The 18,040-nt window shown below is 52.7% G+C and carries 21 protein-coding genes; 10 read left to right on the forward strand and 11 right to left on the reverse strand.

What is annotated here, in order from left to right:
* Positions 1-16: 16 nt before the first annotated feature.
* The 4 genes from HH213_RS17160 to imuA are packed head-to-tail and all read right to left on the reverse strand — an operon-like array spanning position 17 to position 5,316.
* Positions 17-3,172, reverse strand: coding sequence for an error-prone DNA polymerase (locus HH213_RS17160; RefSeq protein WP_169113015.1), 3,156 nt, complete (start codon positions 3,170-3,172; stop codon positions 17-19).
* On the reverse strand, positions 3,172-4,008 hold the full coding sequence (locus HH213_RS30565) for a DNA polymerase Y subunit UmuC family protein (protein WP_308494499.1): 837 nt from the start codon (positions 4,006-4,008) through the stop codon (positions 3,172-3,174). The genes HH213_RS17160 and HH213_RS30565 overlap by 1 nt, the downstream gene beginning before the upstream one ends.
* Positions 4,005-4,646, reverse strand: coding sequence for a Y-family DNA polymerase (locus tag HH213_RS30570; protein ID WP_308494500.1), 642 nt, complete (start codon positions 4,644-4,646; stop codon positions 4,005-4,007). The genes HH213_RS30565 and HH213_RS30570 overlap by 4 nt, the downstream gene beginning before the upstream one ends.
* On the reverse strand, positions 4,570-5,316 hold the full coding sequence (gene imuA / locus HH213_RS30690) for a translesion DNA synthesis-associated protein ImuA (protein ID WP_371875716.1): 747 nt from the start codon (positions 5,314-5,316) through the stop codon (positions 4,570-4,572). Before imuA ends, HH213_RS30570 begins: the two co-directional genes overlap by 77 nt.
* Before the next feature lie 340 nt (positions 5,317-5,656).
* Here imuA and HH213_RS17175 point away from each other — a divergent pair, with 340 nt between their 5' ends.
* The 6 genes from HH213_RS17175 to HH213_RS29880 all read left to right on the forward strand — a co-directional run bounded on the left by HH213_RS17175 (position 5,657) and on the right by HH213_RS29880 (position 9,872).
* Positions 5,657-6,316: a vWA domain-containing protein gene (locus tag HH213_RS17175; protein ID WP_169113017.1), complete on the forward strand. Its 660-nt coding sequence runs from the start codon at positions 5,657-5,659 to the stop codon at positions 6,314-6,316.
* Positions 6,301-7,071, forward strand: a complete 771-nt coding sequence (locus HH213_RS17180; protein ID WP_229263038.1) for a PP2C family serine/threonine-protein phosphatase — start codon at positions 6,301-6,303, stop codon at positions 7,069-7,071. The genes HH213_RS17175 and HH213_RS17180 overlap by 16 nt, the downstream gene beginning before the upstream one ends.
* A complete protein-coding gene (locus tag HH213_RS30185; protein ID WP_229263039.1) occupies positions 7,068-7,988 on the forward strand; it encodes a helix-hairpin-helix domain-containing protein in 921 nt (306 codons plus the stop codon). Before HH213_RS17180 ends, HH213_RS30185 begins: the two co-directional genes overlap by 4 nt.
* 158 nt (positions 7,989-8,146) lie before the next feature.
* Positions 8,147-9,016, forward strand: a complete 870-nt coding sequence (locus HH213_RS30190) for a hypothetical protein (protein ID WP_229263040.1) — start codon at positions 8,147-8,149, stop codon at positions 9,014-9,016.
* A gap of 300 nt (positions 9,017-9,316) precedes the next feature.
* Positions 9,317-9,493 carry a DUF3606 domain-containing protein gene (locus tag HH213_RS17190; RefSeq protein ID WP_169113019.1) on the forward strand — a complete coding sequence of 59 codons (177 nt, stop codon included), beginning with the start codon at positions 9,317-9,319 and terminating at the stop codon, positions 9,491-9,493.
* A gap of 118 nt (positions 9,494-9,611) precedes the next feature.
* Positions 9,612-9,872, forward strand: a complete 261-nt coding sequence (locus HH213_RS29880; RefSeq protein ID WP_229263041.1) for a hypothetical protein — start codon at positions 9,612-9,614, stop codon at positions 9,870-9,872.
* Between the two features lie 31 nt (positions 9,873-9,903).
* Here HH213_RS29880 and HH213_RS17200 read toward each other — a convergent pair whose 3' ends face one another.
* Positions 9,904-10,485 carry a hypothetical protein gene (locus tag HH213_RS17200; RefSeq protein ID WP_169113021.1) on the reverse strand — a complete coding sequence of 194 codons (582 nt, stop codon included), beginning with the start codon at positions 10,483-10,485 and terminating at the stop codon, positions 9,904-9,906.
* 74 nt (positions 10,486-10,559) lie between these two features.
* The gene (locus HH213_RS17205) at positions 10,560-10,985 is read right to left on the reverse strand and encodes a hypothetical protein (protein WP_169113022.1); all 426 of its coding nucleotides are present in this window, start codon (positions 10,983-10,985) and stop codon (positions 10,560-10,562) included.
* Between the two features lie 592 nt (positions 10,986-11,577).
* Here HH213_RS17205 and HH213_RS17210 point away from each other — a divergent pair.
* The 3 genes from HH213_RS17210 to HH213_RS17220 all read left to right on the forward strand — a co-directional run bounded on the left by HH213_RS17210 (position 11,578) and on the right by HH213_RS17220 (position 13,027).
* The gene (locus tag HH213_RS17210) at positions 11,578-11,772 is read left to right on the forward strand and encodes a hypothetical protein (protein ID WP_169113023.1); all 195 of its coding nucleotides are present in this window, start codon (positions 11,578-11,580) and stop codon (positions 11,770-11,772) included.
* A gap of 81 nt (positions 11,773-11,853) precedes the next feature.
* A complete protein-coding gene (locus HH213_RS17215) occupies positions 11,854-12,261 on the forward strand; it encodes a YunG family protein (RefSeq protein WP_217363446.1) in 408 nt (135 codons plus the stop codon).
* 43 nt (positions 12,262-12,304) lie between these two features.
* A complete protein-coding gene (locus tag HH213_RS17220; RefSeq protein ID WP_169113025.1) occupies positions 12,305-13,027 on the forward strand; it encodes a TIGR02391 family protein in 723 nt (240 codons plus the stop codon).
* Between the two features lie 71 nt (positions 13,028-13,098).
* Here HH213_RS17220 and HH213_RS17225 read toward each other — a convergent pair whose 3' ends face one another.
* The 5 genes from HH213_RS17225 to HH213_RS17245 form a co-directional block, all read right to left on the reverse strand.
* Positions 13,099-13,488 carry a hypothetical protein gene (locus tag HH213_RS17225; protein WP_169113026.1) on the reverse strand — a complete coding sequence of 130 codons (390 nt, stop codon included), beginning with the start codon at positions 13,486-13,488 and terminating at the stop codon, positions 13,099-13,101.
* An 8-nt stretch (positions 13,489-13,496) separates the two neighbouring features.
* Positions 13,497-14,192: a hypothetical protein gene (locus HH213_RS17230; RefSeq protein WP_169113027.1), complete on the reverse strand. Its 696-nt coding sequence runs from the start codon at positions 14,190-14,192 to the stop codon at positions 13,497-13,499.
* Positions 14,193-14,215: 23 nt separating this feature from the next.
* Positions 14,216-15,070, reverse strand: coding sequence for a flagellin N-terminal helical domain-containing protein (locus tag HH213_RS17235; protein ID WP_169113028.1), 855 nt, complete (start codon positions 15,068-15,070; stop codon positions 14,216-14,218).
* 541 nt (positions 15,071-15,611) lie between these two features.
* Complete coding sequence (locus tag HH213_RS17240) at positions 15,612-15,962, reverse strand: hypothetical protein (protein WP_169113029.1); 351 nt, start codon at positions 15,960-15,962, stop codon at positions 15,612-15,614.
* A gap of 220 nt (positions 15,963-16,182) precedes the next feature.
* Positions 16,183-16,749, reverse strand: coding sequence for a hypothetical protein (locus tag HH213_RS17245; protein ID WP_169113030.1), 567 nt, complete (start codon positions 16,747-16,749; stop codon positions 16,183-16,185).
* 650 nt (positions 16,750-17,399) lie between these two features.
* On the opposite strand from HH213_RS17245, the gene HH213_RS30695 reads away from it, so the two are divergent.
* Positions 17,400-17,825, forward strand: a complete 426-nt coding sequence (locus HH213_RS30695) for a helix-turn-helix domain-containing protein (RefSeq protein ID WP_169113031.1) — start codon at positions 17,400-17,402, stop codon at positions 17,823-17,825.
* Positions 17,826-18,040: the final 215 nt, after the last annotated feature.

Genomic DNA, 18,040 nt, shown 5'->3' on the forward strand with positions numbered 1-18,040 from the left:
TGGCACAGGAAACGAGCTAGTGGAAGTTACGCGACCGTGTCTCAAGTTCACCGAGCAGATGCGAACAGTCAACGAGGCGCTTCGCTATCAGGTTGCGAACGCCTTGTTTGGACTGCCAGATACCATACACTCCAAGCAATTGTGAGGTCATCAACTCGCGGCGCTGTTGGTCTACAAGACTTGGCCACACGATGATATTGATGGTGCCGAACTCGTCTTCAAGCGTCAAAAAAATCACGCCGTTTGCCGTCTCGGGACGCTGTCGCACAGTGACGATTCCACAGCCTCGTGCGAGTTGTCCATCGTCGAACGTGTTCAGGATTTCTGATGGTGTGAATCTCATTTTGTACAGGCGGTCACGTAGCAGTGAAAGTGGGTGTCGTCCCAGTGTTAGACCGATGTGCCGGTAGTCTGCGACGATGTCTTCACCCTCGGTCGGAGCTGCCAACTCGAGCATAGGCTCGGCAATTCCTGCTTCCTTCAATAGTCCCTTATCCGGAACGCTGGCTGCGGCATTCCACATGGCTGTGCGACGATTGCCAGTAAGTGATGCCAGTGCATTTGCCGAAGCGAGTGCTTTCATGTTCTCTTTGGTGAGGTCTGCCCGCATTGCTAAATCACGGGTGCTCTCGAACTGCCTTGCTGCACGTGCTTCCTCAATCCGGAACGCCGCTTCCCGCTCCATACCTTTTATACTGTTTAGTCCTAATCGTACAGCGGGCAATCGATGACTGGACGGCTCCAAAGAAGCCTCCCAGCTGCTTGTACAGACGTCGATAGGACGTACCTCAACGCGATGGCGTCGGGCGTCCTGTACTAGTGATGAAGGGCTGTAGAATCCCATCGGCTGACTGTTAAGAAGAGCTGCTAGGAACTCGGCTGGATGATGGCACTTCAACCAGCTGCTTGCGTAAGCCAGCAAGGCAAACGAATGTGCATGAGACTCAGGAAAGCCATACTCCGCAAAGCCACGTATCTGGCCCACAATCGATTTGGCAAATTCGGTGGTGTATCCACGTTCCGCCATACCGGCCATGAGCTTGTCTTCGAACTGCTCCAGACCTCCTTTGCGTTTCCACGCAGCCATCGCGCGGCGAAGACGGTCTGCCTCACCTGGCGAGAAACCTGATGCAATCATCGCTATGGACATCACTTGTTCTTGGAAAATCGGAATGCCCAAGGTACGGCTCAACACCGATTCGAGTTGAGGCGGATAGTCCACTGGGTCCTCGCCACGGCGCCGACGAAGAAATGGATGAATCATTCCACCTTGGATAGGACCAGGACGAATAATGGCTACCTCAATCACAAGGTCGTAGAACTCCCTGGGCTGCATCCTCGGTAGCATCGACATCTGAGCGCGGGATTCGATTTGGAAGACACCAACGGTATCGGCCTTCGAAATCATGGCGTAGGTTGCAGGGTCTTCATGCGGGATGTCACTCAGTTCAAATCGTTCACCTCTCTGCTGAGAAATGAGTTCGAGCGCGCGGGACATGCATGAGAGCATACCCAATGCCAAGACATCAATTTTCAAAAGTCCGACTGCATCGATGTCGTCTTTGTCCCATTGAATTACGGTACGGTTGGGCATAGCCGCATTTTCAATCGGGACCAGACGTGACAACGGGCCTCGTGAAATTACGAAACCACCTGGATGCTGTGACAGATGGCGTGGGAAGCGCATCATCCGGTCGGCAATCTGCCCCCACTGGTCGGCAACGAGAGAGTTCGGTTCGAATCCGCATGTCAGCAGTCGTTGCTGAAGGTCAGATTGCCCACCCCAGCCGTGACTGGCCTTCGACACCTTATCAACAACCGACAGGTCTACACCCAAGGCTCGGCCAACATCGCGAATGACGCTGCGTGGGCGATAGCAGATGACCACGGCTGTGAGTGCTGCTCTAACCCGGCCATATTTTTCGTAGATGTACTGAATGACTTCTTCCCGACGCTGATGCTCAAAGTCCACATCGATGTCAGGAGGCTCGTTACGTTCACGCGAGATGAATCGCTCAAAGAGTAGTGTTCCGCGCGATGGGTCAACTTCTGTAATACCCAGGCAGTAGCAGACAGCAGAGTTTGCAGCGGAGCCGCGTCCTTGGCAAAGAATTTTTTGAGACCTTGCAAATCGAACGATGTCGTAGACCGTTAGGAAGTACGGTTCATATTCCATTTCACCGATAAGAGCTAGCTCGTATTCAAGCTGGTCCTGTACGTTTTCTGGAATGGCTTGTGGGTAGCGCCAGTGCGCCCCGATGTAGGCTTGTTCTCGAAGATAAGCTTTGGGTGTCTTCCCTTCAGGTGCAATCTCACCAGGGTATTCATACCGCAGTTCATCGAGAGAGAAGGAGCACTGCTGCGCGACGCGGATAGTTTCGTCTAATGCAGAACGTGGATAGAGAATGCCTAGCCGAAGGCGAGAGCGTAGATGTGCTTCAGCATTCGACGCGAGACCATAGCCGCATTGGGCAATTGGCTTTTTCAAACGAATGGCAGTCATTGTGTCCTGCACTTCTTTCATCGACCTGCGATGCATCATCACATCCCCCGTTGCGACGAGGGGAAGACTAAATTCTTCTGATATCGCTTCGACCATTGCGCGATGCTTGTCATCCTCCGCGCGATAGTGAAGCGTCAGAGCCACACGTGCTCGACCAGGTGCGCATCTAACAAGCCATTCGGCTTGCCGCGCGACATCATCAAAATCGGCGTTGTATGTGGGGCATAGAATAAGTTGGCAGTCTGGTAGACCTCTTAGATGTGCGTACGTAGCCACCGGGGTAGCGATGTCCCTCGGGTGTACCAAATACTGTCCTTTATCTGCCCGACGCCGCGCATCCGTGATTAACTCACTTAGATTGCCATAGCCATTTCGGTTCATAGCCAAGATGAGCAGTGTGAACGAAGGAGAGCCGTCTTCCGGCGTTACCACCATCTGGCTGCCAATAATCAGATGAAGCCCAATCTCTTTGGCTTCGACGTGTGCCTTCACTACACCCGCGAGTGAGCACTCATCTGTAATGGCCAGCGCACTGTATCCGAGTTCCGCCGCTCGCTGAACTAGAAGCTCAGGCGGAGAGGCGCCTCTCAGAAATGAAAAGTGGCTTACGCATTGGAGTTCAGCATAGTCGGGTAGCGTGAGTTCCGACTTAGTCTTTTGCTCGTCCATCAGAATTTCCCGTGCAAGTACCAGGCGCCACCAGGCACTCGCTCCAGATAAATCCAGTAGCACGACGCATCTGAGGCTTGCGCAATATAGTAGTCACGCGCGGCTGTTTGGCCGTTCCACCAATGTCCTTCAATGCGCTCGGGCCCTTTAATTATCTTTAACGGCGAACCATAGAATGGACGGTCGTCCCGGACCAGTAGCTTATGCGGCTCGTCCAGCAACCAGAATGGGCGCTCAAACGCCTTGACGTCTTCCGTCAATTTTATAGGAGTCTGGCTTATCGGAATCCACGCGTTAGAGGCTTCTGGCACGTGGTCTGGGGTCTCCACAGCTACCAGCACGTTTTCAGGTCCCAAACGGGCGCTAAGCAGCTCCATGAGGCGCTTTCGGTCAGCCGGACTTCCTCCAGGTTCGGGAAATAGGTCGTCAGTCAGCGGAACCATGGCTGCCAAGAGTCGCACTTCAAGGCGAACCCCGATTACCGGCGCCGTCAATTCAACGCGAGGTAATCGTTCTTTGAGGAGTCGACTCATGTGGTCGATACGCCAGGCTGGTTCCCCCAAACGAATCTCGACTTCAGTCGCGGGAATGGCTTCTCGACCGCGTTCGTGTTCCAGCATGAACGCGAAAGTATTCACCGCCTGCTGGCGAGCTACCAGCCAACCAACGAATTGTTCCAGCAACCCTGTCGCACCGTCCAGTAAAGCCTCTGCATGCTCAACCCTGTCGAATGTTTCGATACGAGCACTGAAGGTCTCAGGAATGGCAATCCATTGAAACATTTCGGGGGCCAGCCCATAGGCGAGGTCCAATTCCTCGAGGACCTGCTTACTCATCCTGCGCTGTACACCTTGGCGGGGAGGCGACGTAAGGCGGCGAGGTCGGTAGCGCCGATGCCCGCTAGCCATTCCAGATGAGGTACAGCAGCGGGCAAGTAATCACATGGGATGCGGTCCAGCTGCCGCTCCAGCGAAGCCATCTTCACAGTTCGACGTAGCAAGGCCAAGCGTCTTGATAGTGGCAGACGAGCTAGCAGCCAAGCGCCCAACGCAGTAGGCCCGGTTCCAAGTCGAACGGTTACGCCTACAGCTTGCGTGCTTGCTCGAATCCTTCTACCTATCGCCGCACGCCCCCGAAAAAGTCCTAGACTTGCGGTGACGTCCAGCACAATACTTGAGTCGCCAGCGTGCGCCACTTCCGGCGTGAACTGAAGCAGTGCCAAAGCGATGGCATTGCGAGTTATTTCCTCACGCTGAAGGTCTCGCTCTAACACGACGGTTGACGGCGCCACTGCGGATACTCCGCCTGGCCGCATACCGACACGAACCCCTAACGCATAGGCTTCACGCGATACCGAAATGACTTTCCCTTTTTCGACAACGACGTAAGGCGCCGGGTCACACCAACGCGGCCTGACGGACTCGAGTGGTAGGAGTGGGAGATGAACGCTTAACCAGTACCGCATTTTGCTCATCCAGGAATCGTTGACGTGCTGGCATTTTGGCCAGTGGAATAATTAGTGGTTGGTCGTGATGCGGGCCACGTCGCTTAATAACTTCTGCTGATATTCCGCCTGCCGACGGTCGTAGTGCTATTCGAAGTGGCGCAGGAGAGGCATCAGCAGCGGCGCTTAAGGGGCGTAAAAGCCAAAATGTTGTGTCCGTTGATTGCGCTGCTAGATTCAGTCGACGAAGGGCTTCATTGCGTATGTTCTTCTGCCAGAGTAAAACCGCTCCAAAACCCCCATTCCGTAGAATTTGCTCAGTCGACCATAGGGCATTCGCCGTCGTGGGGGCACGAATCCAAAGAAGATTTGGGCAGTGCAATCCCAGGAATTTGCATGCGGCCGAGTTGGGGCGATGAGGGGGCTCAATAAACGCGACATAACGGCTTTTGGATAAATTTGCGAGAGCCGGGCGCAGCAGGTGCATTTCTCCAATCCCAGGCTGTTGAAGTAGGAGCTCTACTAAGGTGGACTGAGGCCAGCCTCCCTCGGGCAACTCCGCGTCCAGGCACTCATACCCAGAAGGAGAGGACAAAGTGCGGCTGCGACTCAATTCGTCTGCGCGCCAAATGTGTTGCCGCAGGGTGGCCTCAGCAATACGCTGTTCTTCGGACGATGTTGTGAGAGGTGGCGCAATCATGAGAGTGCATTTTTTACTGTATGTATGTACAGTATTACTATAGACCGCCAATGCATCGGTAGTCAAGTTGCCAAGTAGCTACTGAATGCACCAAACGCCTTTTGCTTGCAGGAATGGAGGCATTTCCCTCTGGCTTCGTTTGAAGAATGCGGCTGTCGATTTGAGTTTGAAAGGCTATAAAGTTTAGCTTGCCATGAAACTGTTTATATGCACCCGGTATGTACATTGCCTTGAACAGAAATTTGCTTCTACTTAAGTTGTAGAAACGCCTTTCCTCTTTGACGGAAAGTAACTATTATTGATTGTAAATTTTTAATTTACTTGCATGTTGGAGAACGCGTTGAGTGACCAAATCGCTTTTGTTGACCCTGGATTTGCGGACAATCCCGAACCACGCTGTCCATGCGTATTGTTGCTGGACGTATCGGGAAGTATGAGTGGCGCTGCAATCACCGAGTTGAATGCTGGCTTAGCTACCTTCCGGGATGAGCTCGCAGCAGACTCTTTGGCGATGCAACGAGTTGAGGTTGCCATAGTTACCTTTGGCCCAGCCCAAGTTGAACTACCATTCACTTCGGCAGGCGCTTTTTACCCACCAGTGCTTAATGCGCGCGGCGATACACCCATGGGCGCGGCTATTACTCAAGCATTAAATTTGCTGAAAGACCGGAAGGCAGAATACCGAGCAAACGGGATTGCGTTTTACCGTCCATGGGTGTTCTTAATTACTGACGGAGCTCCAACGGATACATGGCAAAACGCTGCGGCGGAAGTCAAAGAAGGGGAAGCATCTAAGGCATTTGCGTTCTTTGCGATTGGTGTGAAGGGGGCGAACATGGAAATTTTGAGCCAGATTAGTGTGCGTTCTCCGTTGTCGCTACAGGAGCTCAAATTCCGAGAGTTGTTTAGCTGGCTGTCGAACTCGCTTCGTTCGGTATCTCGTTCCACTCCCGGTACTGAAGTTCAGTTAAGTGCTCCCACTGGGTGGGCTTCAGTTTGAGCTGGTACGCGATTGGGGCGTCCGTCACCGGTACCTCGCACATATCCACGAATCGCGTCTGTGAGGATAGCTGCTGGTTTCAGACGGATACGCTTCCCAATGGACCATTTCTAGCGGTATTCGTCGCGGATGGGGCGGGTAGCGCCTCGCATGGAGAAATTGGCGCAGAGCTTGCAATGCAAGCGGCGGCTGAGAAAGTCGCTGAGAAGACGGCTAAAGGAGAGTTTGGGATTGCGGATGAGTTAGCCGTTGAATGCGTTTTAGCTATCCGCATGCGTCTAGAAAGTTATGCAGCTGAGCATAGCTTGGTCATGCGAGACTTAGCGTGTACCTTCTTGGGTGTCGTCTCCCTTCCTCAAGCTTCGCTAGCGATGCAGATTGGAGATGGCGGCATTGTGTTAAACGCTGGCAAAGGGTTGGAGCTGGCGATAGTTCCGATGTCAGGCGAATACGCAAACATGACTAGCTTTGTCACTGATGAGAACGCTGTAAAAGCCTTGCAGACGCGCGAATATATAGGCCAGTTGACGGAGGTTGCCGTTTTCAGCGATGGATTGCAGCGGATAGCACTACAGTTGGCGACCAACACACCACATGTTCCGTTCTTCAGTCCTTTTTTTGATGCGTTGCGACGCGCGACGCCTGAAGATGAGGATGCTTTGCATCAAGCATTGAACAACTTTCTAAACAGCGAGCGCGTTAATTCGCGCACTGATGACGATAAAACTCTGGTCGTCGCAACCTTTAATGAATGACAGAAGTGGCAAAGGCATTTGTTACGTCGCGGGGAGAATCCGTAACCATCAGTCGAGAGCTCGGTCGTGGTGGGGAGGGGAGTGTATTTGAGCTTGCGCCGGAGTCGCACAACGTCGCAAAGATTTACCACAAAGTCCCTGATAAAAAAAAGCAGGATAAGCTTCGCTTCATGGCGACACGCTCGTCAGAGAAGCTCCTCAAGTATGTCGCTTGGCCACAATCAACGCTGAGTGATTCCAAGACCGGGGCTGTCGTCGGTTACCTAATGCCCAAGGTGACCAACCGTTCGTCTATTCAGATGCTGTACAGTCCCGCTCATCGTAGGCAAAATCACCCGAAGGCAGGGTGGGACTTCCTGCTGTTTATCGCGAGGAATGTCGCTGCGGCATTTGAAGTGCTTCACGCGGAGGGTCATATTCTCGGCGATGTGAACCAAGGCAACGTCATGGTCGGTAAGGATAGCACTGTAGTAATTATTGACAGTGATTCCTTTCAGGTAGAAGCCAACGGAACTGTGCACTTTTGTGAAGTTGGAGTATCTCACTTTACTCCCCCGGAGCTACAAGGACTCTCTTCGTTCTCAGGCTTTCGTCGTACGATAAATCACGACAATTTTGGCCTCGCGTTGTTGATTTTTCATACCTTGTTCGGAGGACGACATCCATACGCGGGTGTCCCGCAGAGAGATGGTGTCGGGGACTCTCTTGAAAGCGACATTAAAGAATTCCGGTATGCCTATGCCAAAGATGCGAAGCAGAGGGGAATCGCGCCTCCTCCACGTTCAATCCCGACATCGATGTTGCCTTCTGAGGTGGAACAGCTTTTTCATCAAGCATTCACTGAGCAGGGGCGCGCACTTCCCGACCTACTGCTAGCCAGTGGGTCGCCGCATTGGATGCTGTTCGTGGAAGACTAAAAAAGTGTGCTAACTCGGTTTTGCATATTTATCCAGGCCATCTCTCCGAATGCACTTGGTGTGCGCTAGAGAAAATTGGGGTTTCCTATTTCACCGATATGGGCGCTGCATATGTGCGGCCCGCTACAGGCTTCGACCTTGGGCGATTCTGGACTCTCTTGGAATTGGTTAAGCCTCCAGCCCCTTTCGCCTTGCCAGGTATGCCTGATTTCAACCTTAGCCCAACGCCACTTTCGGTGGATGCGTTGGCGGATAGTGGTCAGTTGTGGATTAGGATATTAGCTATTTTGGGCGGAGTTTTGATGGTCGCTCAATCGCTGAAGCTGATTATCCCCGCAGTGATTGTCGCGTTTTGGGGATGGCATTTTGGTAGCCCCAAAGAAAATAAGGTCCGTGCCGATGAGCATCGGAGAAGGAAGCAAGCGCGTGACTCTGCAAAGTTAAACTTCGACCGCCTTGTACAGCAAGTGAAAGCATCCATTGGACCACAAGGATTTGTTGCGAAGAAAACTGAACTGGAGAAGCTGCGCGATGAGTACAAAAAAATTCCCGAAATGGAGCAGCGTGAAATCACTCAACTGAAAGACACCGCGCAAGCAAGGCAGAAGAAAAAGTTTCTCGAACAGTGCTTCATAGACGTGGCAACTATTCCGAACGTCGGTCCGGGGCGGAAGGCCGCGTTACGCTCTTTCGGTATCGAAACGGCAGCCGATGTAACGAAGCACGCTGTGATGCAGGTCAAGGGTTTCGGCGAAAGGAATACAAGGGCGATGATGGATTGGAAGGCGAGTTGTGAACGTAAATTTGTTTACAACCCAAGCGTAGCGTTCACTCCAGCAGATACAAACGCAATTAGGAAAAAATTCGGTACAAGGGCCGCCCAGATTGAACGAGCCCTTGAGGCGGGCTTGGGAGAACTGAAGTCGTTTGCTGCGGTTTCGGAAAGTAGAAAAAAGGTAGCGCTGCCTAGTTTAGAAGCTGCGGCGAAACAGCTCGCGCAAGCTGAACAGGATTTGTCAGTCTTCTAGATGGATTCCCACAGATGCGGATGAGGGATATCGTTGAAGCAGCCCTGTCGCTTTAGAGTTTTCACCATCATTTATATAATGGTGAAATTTATATAATGGTGAAAGCTTGCGAGAGGGCGTTGTCGAAGCGTTTCGCTGCCCCCCGGCGGAACTAGCACTCGGGAATGCTCTCTAGATAAGGGTAAGCAAGATGAAGGCGACACATTCAGGGAGGGGCGCATTCGGGGTGGCTTGGTGTGGGAGCTAACTGAGGCAAGCGTTGTCAACTGATATGGTAAAGCTTTTATCCGAGAGCTTACTATGTCAGACGACCTCAAGAATCGTGGTGGCCAAGACCGCCTGCGCATCAACGTCAATGAAGAGCATGAAGTCCGCTACTGGACGCAAGAGTTGAACGTAACCAAGGAAGAGCTTGAGCGAGCGGTAAAAACAGCGGGCGTGATGGCCGTAGACGTTCGTAAGCACTTAGGCAAATAATGCACCGATGGCCAGCCTATTTCGGCGCGTCCGGGTCGACCAACCAATGCCCGAGACATCGAGCTATTTGAGCACGCCCGACGGGCGCTACTTCATCGTCCGTGGCAGGTTGTGGCGCATGAGCAATCCGGCTCTCAGCCCGGAAGTTAGACAGCATTGGGTAGACAAGCTGATGGATGCGCGCCGGACGGTCGCAATGGCACTTAAAGCCCACGACTCAAAAGCTGAGAAGGCTGCGAGAGCAAATGTGGATGCGGCCAAACGCGCACTCGGTGAGCGAGGGCCGGTGTGGTGGACGGACGATGCGCCGGATTTTAACCGCAGACTAGTCAAGAACACGCCGTACGCGGATTGGTATGCTGCATTGCCAAGCGATTGACAAGCAGAGTCGATGGGGCATCCTATAAAGGCTATGTCAAATCAAAATAAGGACAGCGCCCCAGCGTAGGGTCGTATGATAGGACTAAATAGCTACCTGATACATTTGGAGATTTGCTAAACGTATGCCCCTTCAAATAGTTTTCAACGGTTTGCTTAGTCAGCTCCGGTTCATCAGTAAAAATGACAATCACGTAACCGCCGGGATACGGCGACCCCTTCAATTTTGAAAACCGCTTCGCTTTTTTTGTGAGCAAGGAGCTTACAAGGTCGATGAATTTCGTCCGGTCCCATAAAGCCCAGTCATATACTCTTCCTGCTTTATAAGCTTGTATTGCAGCACCATCGACAAGCTCCGTGAGTTCGAACGCTAAACGCTCACCTAAAAGCGAAAGAGCCTCAAGGTCAGGAGGGTCGTTTCCTCTTCCTCTGAGTTTGAGCTCGTGAAAAAAGAGCTTACCATCAAGCTCAAGGCTCTCTGCTAAAGCCTTCGCCGCACCTAGTTCCTCTTGGTCCCTATCGACGGACCAGCCAAAGAAGCTAGCGTAGCCACGACTTTCTAGCCGAGCTTTCCGCATAAGCTGCACAATTTCTAGTTCCTCTTCGTGCGTCATCTATTCATTCTCACTAATCAGCCTGCCGGTAGCGGCCTCGTGCAACTCTAACTCAGCTGAGAGCTGGTGGTAGCTCAGGTCCGAGCTGTTACAGTTAAGCAGCTAAGTCTGGCTTCGTCGGATTGCCTCCAGGACGAGCTCGAGTTCGGGGCAATGAATTCGCGGGTGAGTGGACTGAAAAATTTAAACCCATGAAAACGTGCGAGGTCCGATACGAGCACCAGAAACTGTGGAGCTTCCTCCCTGATATCGCAACGCACAGATATTTCTGCGCCGACATCATCTTCGAAAAGTATGTCGATGCGATTGCCATTTTCCGGGCCAAAGACCAGCCAGTTTTTCAACATCTGCCAAGGCGGCCCCATGTAGTGAGCCAACTCCTCTTGCACCTTGTAGACCATGGAAAGAGGCAAAGGCGGTGGCTGCCACCCATCGCCCGTTTGGCGAGGCGCTGGAGCGTCGTAATCCACGATGTACAGGTCGAACTGCCAAACGGCCATGTTGTCACCTCATTCAATCCGGTCCCAGAACATACTAAGTGTACTCCCGCCGGGTTTCCTATATTTCTGCTGTTAAACCTAAACCTTTAAGGCGGAGTGATTGGCACTCAGCTAAATACCATGATTCGCGACACATCTCTCCATCTCACCATTGCATAGCGTCAAGGGCGCGTTCTTCGTTCACCACCTTCGGCGTCCTAAGCAGGCTAGTGCCCGCTTTGGCAGCGAAACAATCAACTGGCAAAAGTCACACCGGATGACGCATGGGATGGTGCATCTAAAGATTTCTTCAATGGCTACCAAAGGATTCTGACCCGAAGCCTGGGCGCAGTTGGCTCGCTTCCTGCTGTCGGTACCAATAAAAGGTCATCTATTGACAAGGTAGTTAGCCGAGGATATTGTTGCCCATGATTTGAGAAAGTTGAGTGTGAGTGGGTGCAAAAACCCATCTGGAGTGACTAAGAGAATCCCGCACGCAACGGCCGCCTAAGCGGCCGTTGTGCCATCTGCTGCCAACGCAAATCTGCCTACACGAGCTTGCGCGCAAGCGACGGCTCAGGGGAACGGCCCACATAACCAACAGAAGCTGCTAATGACTGAAATTGCCCTGACCGAAAACGGAAAAGAATATCGCGCGGAATACGAGATTTTTGATGACATGCTGGTCGTGTATCTGCCCGATGGAGACATCAGGCAGACAGTGCTCAATGGAGGCATCAAGCCACATATCGCGGCAATGACTCATTTGCGTTCTTTCGCAAGCACTAGCACTCGAGCTGGTGTCTGAGTTCGGCCATAAGCGGACCTTGCTAGTTTCGATTCTACGGACTAGCCCTGCGAGGACATTGATAGGGGATGGACAATGCACTTGCACCGTCAAGAATTCATGCCGCGCCTTCGAGAAGCGCTGACTGCTTCCTGGGACAAACAAACCGCTTATATGGGAGTCGAAGAAATAGGAAACGCAGCACTAGGGCAGTGCTACCCGACGTCTAGGGTAGTGCAGCACTACTACCCTAAGACCGAAATTTTCAAAGGAACAGTGTGGACCGGGGAAGCTCTTGAGGTGCACTTTTGGAACGGTCTACGTCTCGGCGATGAGTGGTATCACATCGACTTGACGTGGCAACAGTTTCCAGTTGGTTCCGTCGTTCAGGAATTCGTAGTCATCGAACGTCGGGAACTGAATGATAGCGAAGGAACAGTAATACGCTGTGCGTTGTTGCTAAAGCGGGTTGAGGACTATATAAAAGCTAGCCTAAGCGTTGCTATGTAACGGCAAACAACCATCATCCTTCATTTACAATTATTGGAGGCTTATGCCAACGCTCTCCACGCTTATTCCTGATGCAGACGCTATTTTGGCGCTTCAACCCGAAGAGTTGGCTGGGCTCGGACTGGAGCTCATCACTTCTATTACTCCTGAAGATGGGATTGGTTCACCGCTACATCCGACATCATTTACACATCCGCAAACGCTTGGGACGTTCCCATCAGAAAAACGCAAGGAAGTGGAATATGCGATGGCCGAGGGATGGAACTGGCTGCTCCGTGAAGGGATGATTGCCCCGGTCCCGGGGGAGACGTCCGGCTGGCACTTTGTGACACGAAGGGGAAAGCAGTTGCGTGACCGCGCTGGAGTCGTGGCTTACGCTAACTCAGTTCTGCTCCCACGAGGCATGCTGCATCCGTCTATTGTTCAGTGCTGTTGGTCTGCCTTTATGCGAGGCGAATACGATACAGCGGTTTTCCAAGCTTTTCGAGAACTCGAAGTCGCAATTCGGCTAGCTGGCAATTTTTCTGCTGATGATTTCGGTGTGCCATTGGCGCAAAAAGCCTTTGGCGAAAAAGGCCCCCTTACGGACAGAAATGCACCGTCCGGCGAACGTGTAGCCCTGCTCAACATGATGACTGGAGCGCTGGGTTCCTACAAAAACCCTCATAGTCATCGCAAGGTGCAGCTCAGTGCCATGGACGCGAGTGAAATGATTGTGTTGGCTAGTCACTTGATGAAAATAGTGGATGCACGACGAGCCACGTAGCTATTTGTGCGTTTTAACGTTCTCGGTCTCATGTAGGCGAGGTCATCGGTGCCATACGTGGGACTGACTCTTTAGAACTCGTTAGACGAAGAACCGTAGAAATTGTTGTGAATGTCAATGCCTCCGTGAGCTCCGGCTTCTGGGTTAATCAGCGGCAGCCCTGTGGCCGGGTTGATGTACTCATTGTTATCGATGCCCGGACCGGCATTGCTAAAATTTGATTCCATCGGAACCGTGCCTATAGCGCCCAGCACTTTGAACACACCTACGATTCCACCGATGACCATTCCATCCTCGTAAGTCTCGCGTCTCATCAGCTGCCGGAGAACGTCTGCAAAACCGCTCGCTTGCAGCATGTGAATAATCATCATGAAAATCGTCATACTTGCCGTGGCCTTGACCATGGGAAGACAAATGATGTGAACCAGCACTCTGATGAAATTGCGAAAATAAATACCCACAGCCGCCCTCAAATTTTCTTGAACGTTGTGATGTCGATTCGTACGCCATCAGTTTTGAGCTTGAAGCTGCGGTCGACTTCGATGCCCGATACAGCATCGTAGCGGCCGGGTGCATACTGAGAAGCGCAGCTCCGGTAGTCTTCGCTAGCGGAGGAGCACAGGACACGTTCGATTACCAAGATACCGTCGTCGATGCTCCGCGCTATAACCAAGTCCTTTGTCGAATTCATCAGCCAAGCACCAGCGATGGACGCGAAATTTATAGATGTCATTCGGTCTCGAGGAACCGCTGCGGGCAACTTAAGGTTGATGATGCCGGGGATGGAATAAATCTCCAGCGTGGTCACTCCGCCGATTCGATTGCCATAGTCCTGCTTCGTCCAGTGCGGAGGGACACCAGGATGCCACTTCTCGGCAATGACGGAGAACGCTTTGTATTCCTGGTCGAGTTTAGCAAGGTCCATTTCACGTAGCACACCGGTTTCGCCAATCACCAAAACGCCGGGCTTAGGGGCTGGCGTCAACGCCTCAGCCAAAGCTTTTTTGGCCGCTGACTTTTGTGCATTTTCCGCAATTTGGCTGCGGACGCGAGCTACATCGGAATCTGACGGAGCTGAGCCGGTGCCGAAACGCATGCCGTCCTTCGTGGCAACGCAACCGACTAACGATACTGCTATTGCGGCAGCGCAGATACCTTTGAACATGATTACCTTTGAAATTTGATGGGCTAAGAAATGAGTGATAACGTCAGCTGTACGGTTGAATTGCTCTGCTTGAGCATCGACGTACTAGCCTGCATCAACATCTGCGAAGAAGTTGCGTTCGCCGATTCGGTGGCATAGTCCGTATCCATGATTCGACCCGTGGCCGCCTGTGTATTGCTGAGCATCGTGGCCAGGTTGTTGTACGCGTGCTCAAGCGTATTTGAGACTGCACCAGTGGCACTGCGAACACCTGCCCACGCGTTAATCGCCTCAGACATGTTCTCGATAGCGTCAGATGCATGTGAGGTCAGAACATCCTCTAGCTGGCTGTTACTGTAAGCGAGGCCTACTCCCAAGGTATTGAGAAGCGACGAGCGAATATCACCCGTCAGCACGTCAGAGCTACTGTCGCCGATTTGGAATTTCAACGGCTGCATAAGTTTGTCCGAGCCAGCGGCACCGGTATCGACATACAGCGATTCTCCGTTGTATGTCGTCGCTACCACGTCCCAGGCGTGCCAGAAGAGGGCCACAAACTCGCCCTGGAGCGCAGTTTTGTCGGCCTGCGTGGTCGAGGCATCTGCTGCTTGGATTGCCAGGTCATGCATCCGGCTAAAGGCATCCACCATGCTGCCCGCCACCGTATCAGCAACCTGCATCAGCGAGATGCCATTTTGGATGTTGCGCATTGCCACCGTCATGCCAGAGCTCTGCGCAGAGAGCCGTGTAGCGATTTGCAGACCTGCGGCATCATCCATTGCGGAGTTTACGCGATAGCCGGTCGACAAGCGCGTGGCCGAGGTAGTGTTCGCCCTCGAAGCGCGCGTGACAGCATTCTGAGCGCTTAATGATGCCGAGTTTGTGTGCACACTAAGCATGCCGTATCCCGCTTCGTAATGCTCGGTTTACCTGCTCCGCGAGGTAACTGTAGTCACGGCTTTCGCTATCGATTATGACAACGTGTTCTGCCATATCACTCTCCATCAATTCGCGAGCATACTCGGCTGTGTCGATTATCGCGAAAGCCGCGTCGGCACTAGCGTACTTGCCAAGCCAGCAGCGAATCTCATCGGTACGATTGCTGGCCCGCCGCACCGGCGTGCTCCAATTCTCTGACAGCTGGGTAGCCATTTCTGAAAGTCCGAGGTTGTTAATGTGGTTTCGCATTAGGGCTGCCTCGAACCCTGGCGCGTAAACGCTCGTGAAGATAAGGTGTGCTTGTCGACGCGAGCGATTGCGGTCAGTGCTGCGGCCGCAGGGCTTGCAAATTCCGCCTGAGCGTCCGACGTCAGACGCGGCTTTGCTTACACTCTCCAACGCCATCAGCGAGCGAAATGCTGGCTCCAGATAGCCCGGCAAAAAAGAGTCGAGCGATAAAAAAATTATTGGATGCATGTGAAACGGTATAAATCGTTCGGCCTATGGATGCAGGCGGTTGCCTTCAAGGTCATAGATTTTTGAGAAGCTCAATGCGGCCATAGGCGGCTTTCCTTTGCTTACGATTTCATTGGCCCCACCGAGTGTTTTCTCCTCGGCTTTTTTGCACGCACCGTCTGCATCCTTGCAAACTAGGCGTATGACCACCGGCGCTTTCAATTCACCGTAGTTCGTTTCATCGAAAATGCCTACGTACACATCGACTACATCGCCTTTGTGTAATTGTGGAATCTGGTCTGGGACTAGGGCCCGTCTGTGAACGCTGCCCATCGGTCGCGGCGCATAACCGCCGTAGCCAGAACCCATCTGTACTGGTTCGCGTTGGAGTTCCATTTGAAGTGTAGCCCGTCGACGTTGTACGACGCAGGCTTGAGAACCTTGTCGTCGTGCTCGCCCCAAGTCACGGTCATCCGGACAACGTTGCCATCGACGAGCTTGAGCAGCCCCTCGTCGTGGATAGGACGCATCGCGCAGCCCGAAACAGCTCCGCAAATCAATGCTACGGCAGAGAGATATCTTTTCATATGGTCGCTTTAACTCGCCGTGTGCGTGCCTACTTGGCTTGCTGCTTCAACGGCTGGCCTTTTAGGTCATAAAGCTTTGTGAATGTCACAAGGTCCATCTCAGGCGGACGCCCCTTGCTGACGACTTCGTTTTCGCCGCCGAGTTCCCTCTTTGAGCGGGCTTTGCATTCGCTGTCTGCTGCACGGCATACCAGGCGGAGGACTACCGGTGCGCGTAATTCCGAGTAGTTAGTCTGCTCTTCATTGCCGAGGTAAACGTCAACCCAGTCATAGCGTTTTAAAGCAGGGACGCCGTCAGCGACCAATGCACGACGAAATACCATGCCGTAGATATCGCGCCGTGTTCCGGCGATGGTTTGGACCCAACGATATTGATTGGCCTCCGGCCCCCAGTGAAAATATTTCGCTTCATTGTTATAGAACGCGGGAATTTGAGCTCTGTCGAATCTGTCCTCCCATTCCACTGACATCCGCACTACGTTGCCGTTCACATGTTTGAGAACCGCAGAATCTGACAGCGGCTTAATGACGCAGCCTGAAATAGCGGCCGTCGCGCCCATAGCCACCATAGCGTTACCAATAAGGCGCTGCATCATTGGGCTGGTCCTGCGCGATAGTAAGCGGGCAGTCCCGCACTTGGGTCTTTTTCCGCACCGGTTTGCGCTGGTACTGGGAGGTCGTTCCCAAACGCCACTAGGTCAGTGTTGCAGAATTTTTGTTGTCTCAAGCACTCTTCGAACGCGCCCTCCTGAGCCAGCCGAAGGGATTTCTTGCCGATGGCCGCACCGCACCCCAGCTGTCCACATGCGACCGCATACCATCCGACTGTATCTGTATGCCCATAAACTCTGCAAACGGGTACCACACCACGTTTTCTAGTCTCAAGGTCACAAAGCGCCAGTGCGTACTCATCGGCCCGTTCGATTGTTGCGCCTTTACCAACATACGATACGGAACCCAGGTTGTTTGAGATTGCTACTGCGGTAGCAGCAGACGCCGAGTTGGAAGCACAGACTACTAACGCAAGCGCAGTGACGACGTTTGTAAGAGTGCGAATCAATGTTGCAGGCATGTTTGTCCTTGAATTTGCGGGCTAAACGGAGGGCCGAGTCTTAAAATAAAAATTTAAATTGCGTTTCGGAAATAATTGTAAGGCTGAAAAGGGGTTGATGTAAACCGGGGTGAATCAAAAAGGGTTGATGTTTGCTGGGTGGCATCATAATTCCGGTTGACTCATGCTCTGAGGATGCCCACATCCGAAACCCCATCCCATTTTCGATTGCACCACGCTGCCGTCCTACGGCAATTGAGAGCAGAGGCGGGACTGTCTCAACCTGCGCTGGCAGGCATCGTCAAACGACACAGGACGTGGATTTCGAAAGCTGAAAGTGGCGATGTAAATGTCACCGTCGATACCGTTGACCTAATCAGGTCTGCGTTGCTGCCTAGCGAAAGAGGCAAACTGCCGTTACGCATGCGTATCGCCAAAAAAATATTTGATGCTCGCACGGGCATGCACCCTCCTATGTCGCAAGAGGCGTTGTCAATTACGGCCGGGTGCAACCTTAAATACGTGAATCAGCTCGAACTTGGACTTGTCGGGACTACACTGGACCAGTTGGCCAAAGTCGTGGACGTGCTCCAACTCGACTACAACGAGGTATTTGATTAGCCGCCAATCGCGACCGGGGCAATCACCACTTGCACTGTGCGCCCCAACCATGAGTCGCTAGGCGCTGCTGGCACAAAGCTCTCAGCTAGTGCGCCGCACTTAGTGCACCGTGTGTACATTTCAAGCGATGCGGGTCGTCCGCCGAATTCAGCCTGTTTCTCAGGGCTCAGCGCCGCAAAATGCTCGTTAAAATCATTCACAGCGACTACGGCGTC

This window comes from Duganella dendranthematis, from assembly GCF_012849375.1.
In the GTDB taxonomy this organism is placed as follows: domain Bacteria; phylum Pseudomonadota; class Gammaproteobacteria; order Burkholderiales; family Burkholderiaceae_D; genus Rugamonas; species Rugamonas dendranthematis.

Excerpts from the sequence above, each read along its gene's own strand:
- HH213_RS17230 (WP_169113027.1), bottom strand. The coding sequence starts at position 14,192 with ATGTTCAAAGGTATCTGCGCTGCCGCAATAGCAGTATCGTTAGTCGGT.
- imuA (WP_371875716.1), bottom strand. The coding sequence starts at position 5,316 with ATGATTGCGCCACCTCTCACAACATCGTCCGAAGAACAGCGTATTGCT.
- HH213_RS30570 (WP_308494500.1), bottom strand. The coding sequence starts at position 4,646 with ATGAGCAAAATGCGGTACTGGTTAAGCGTTCATCTCCCACTCCTACCA.
- HH213_RS17240 (WP_169113029.1), bottom strand. The coding sequence starts at position 15,962 with ATGGAACTCCAACGCGAACCAGTACAGATGGGTTCTGGCTACGGCGGT.
- HH213_RS17210 (WP_169113023.1), top strand. The coding sequence starts at position 11,578 with ATGACTGAAATTGCCCTGACCGAAAACGGAAAAGAATATCGCGCGGAA.
- HH213_RS17200 (WP_169113021.1), bottom strand. The coding sequence starts at position 10,485 with ATGACGCACGAAGAGGAACTAGAAATTGTGCAGCTTATGCGGAAAGCT.
- HH213_RS17160 (WP_169113015.1), bottom strand. The coding sequence starts at position 3,172 with ATGGACGAGCAAAAGACTAAGTCGGAACTCACGCTACCCGACTATGCT.
- HH213_RS30185 (WP_229263039.1), top strand. The coding sequence starts at position 7,068 with ATGACAGAAGTGGCAAAGGCATTTGTTACGTCGCGGGGAGAATCCGTA.
- HH213_RS29880 (WP_229263041.1), top strand. The coding sequence starts at position 9,612 with ATGAGCAATCCGGCTCTCAGCCCGGAAGTTAGACAGCATTGGGTAGAC.
- HH213_RS17245 (WP_169113030.1), bottom strand. The coding sequence starts at position 16,749 with ATGATGCAGCGCCTTATTGGTAACGCTATGGTGGCTATGGGCGCGACG.
- HH213_RS17205 (WP_169113022.1), bottom strand. The coding sequence starts at position 10,985 with ATGGCCGTTTGGCAGTTCGACCTGTACATCGTGGATTACGACGCTCCA.
- HH213_RS17235 (WP_169113028.1), bottom strand. The coding sequence starts at position 15,070 with ATGCTTAGTGTGCACACAAACTCGGCATCATTAAGCGCTCAGAATGCT.
- HH213_RS30695 (WP_169113031.1), top strand. The coding sequence starts at position 17,400 with ATGCCCACATCCGAAACCCCATCCCATTTTCGATTGCACCACGCTGCC.
- HH213_RS30565 (WP_308494499.1), bottom strand. The coding sequence starts at position 4,008 with ATGAGTAAGCAGGTCCTCGAGGAATTGGACCTCGCCTATGGGCTGGCC.
- HH213_RS17190 (WP_169113019.1), top strand. The coding sequence starts at position 9,317 with ATGTCAGACGACCTCAAGAATCGTGGTGGCCAAGACCGCCTGCGCATC.
- HH213_RS17220 (WP_169113025.1), top strand. The coding sequence starts at position 12,305 with ATGCCAACGCTCTCCACGCTTATTCCTGATGCAGACGCTATTTTGGCG.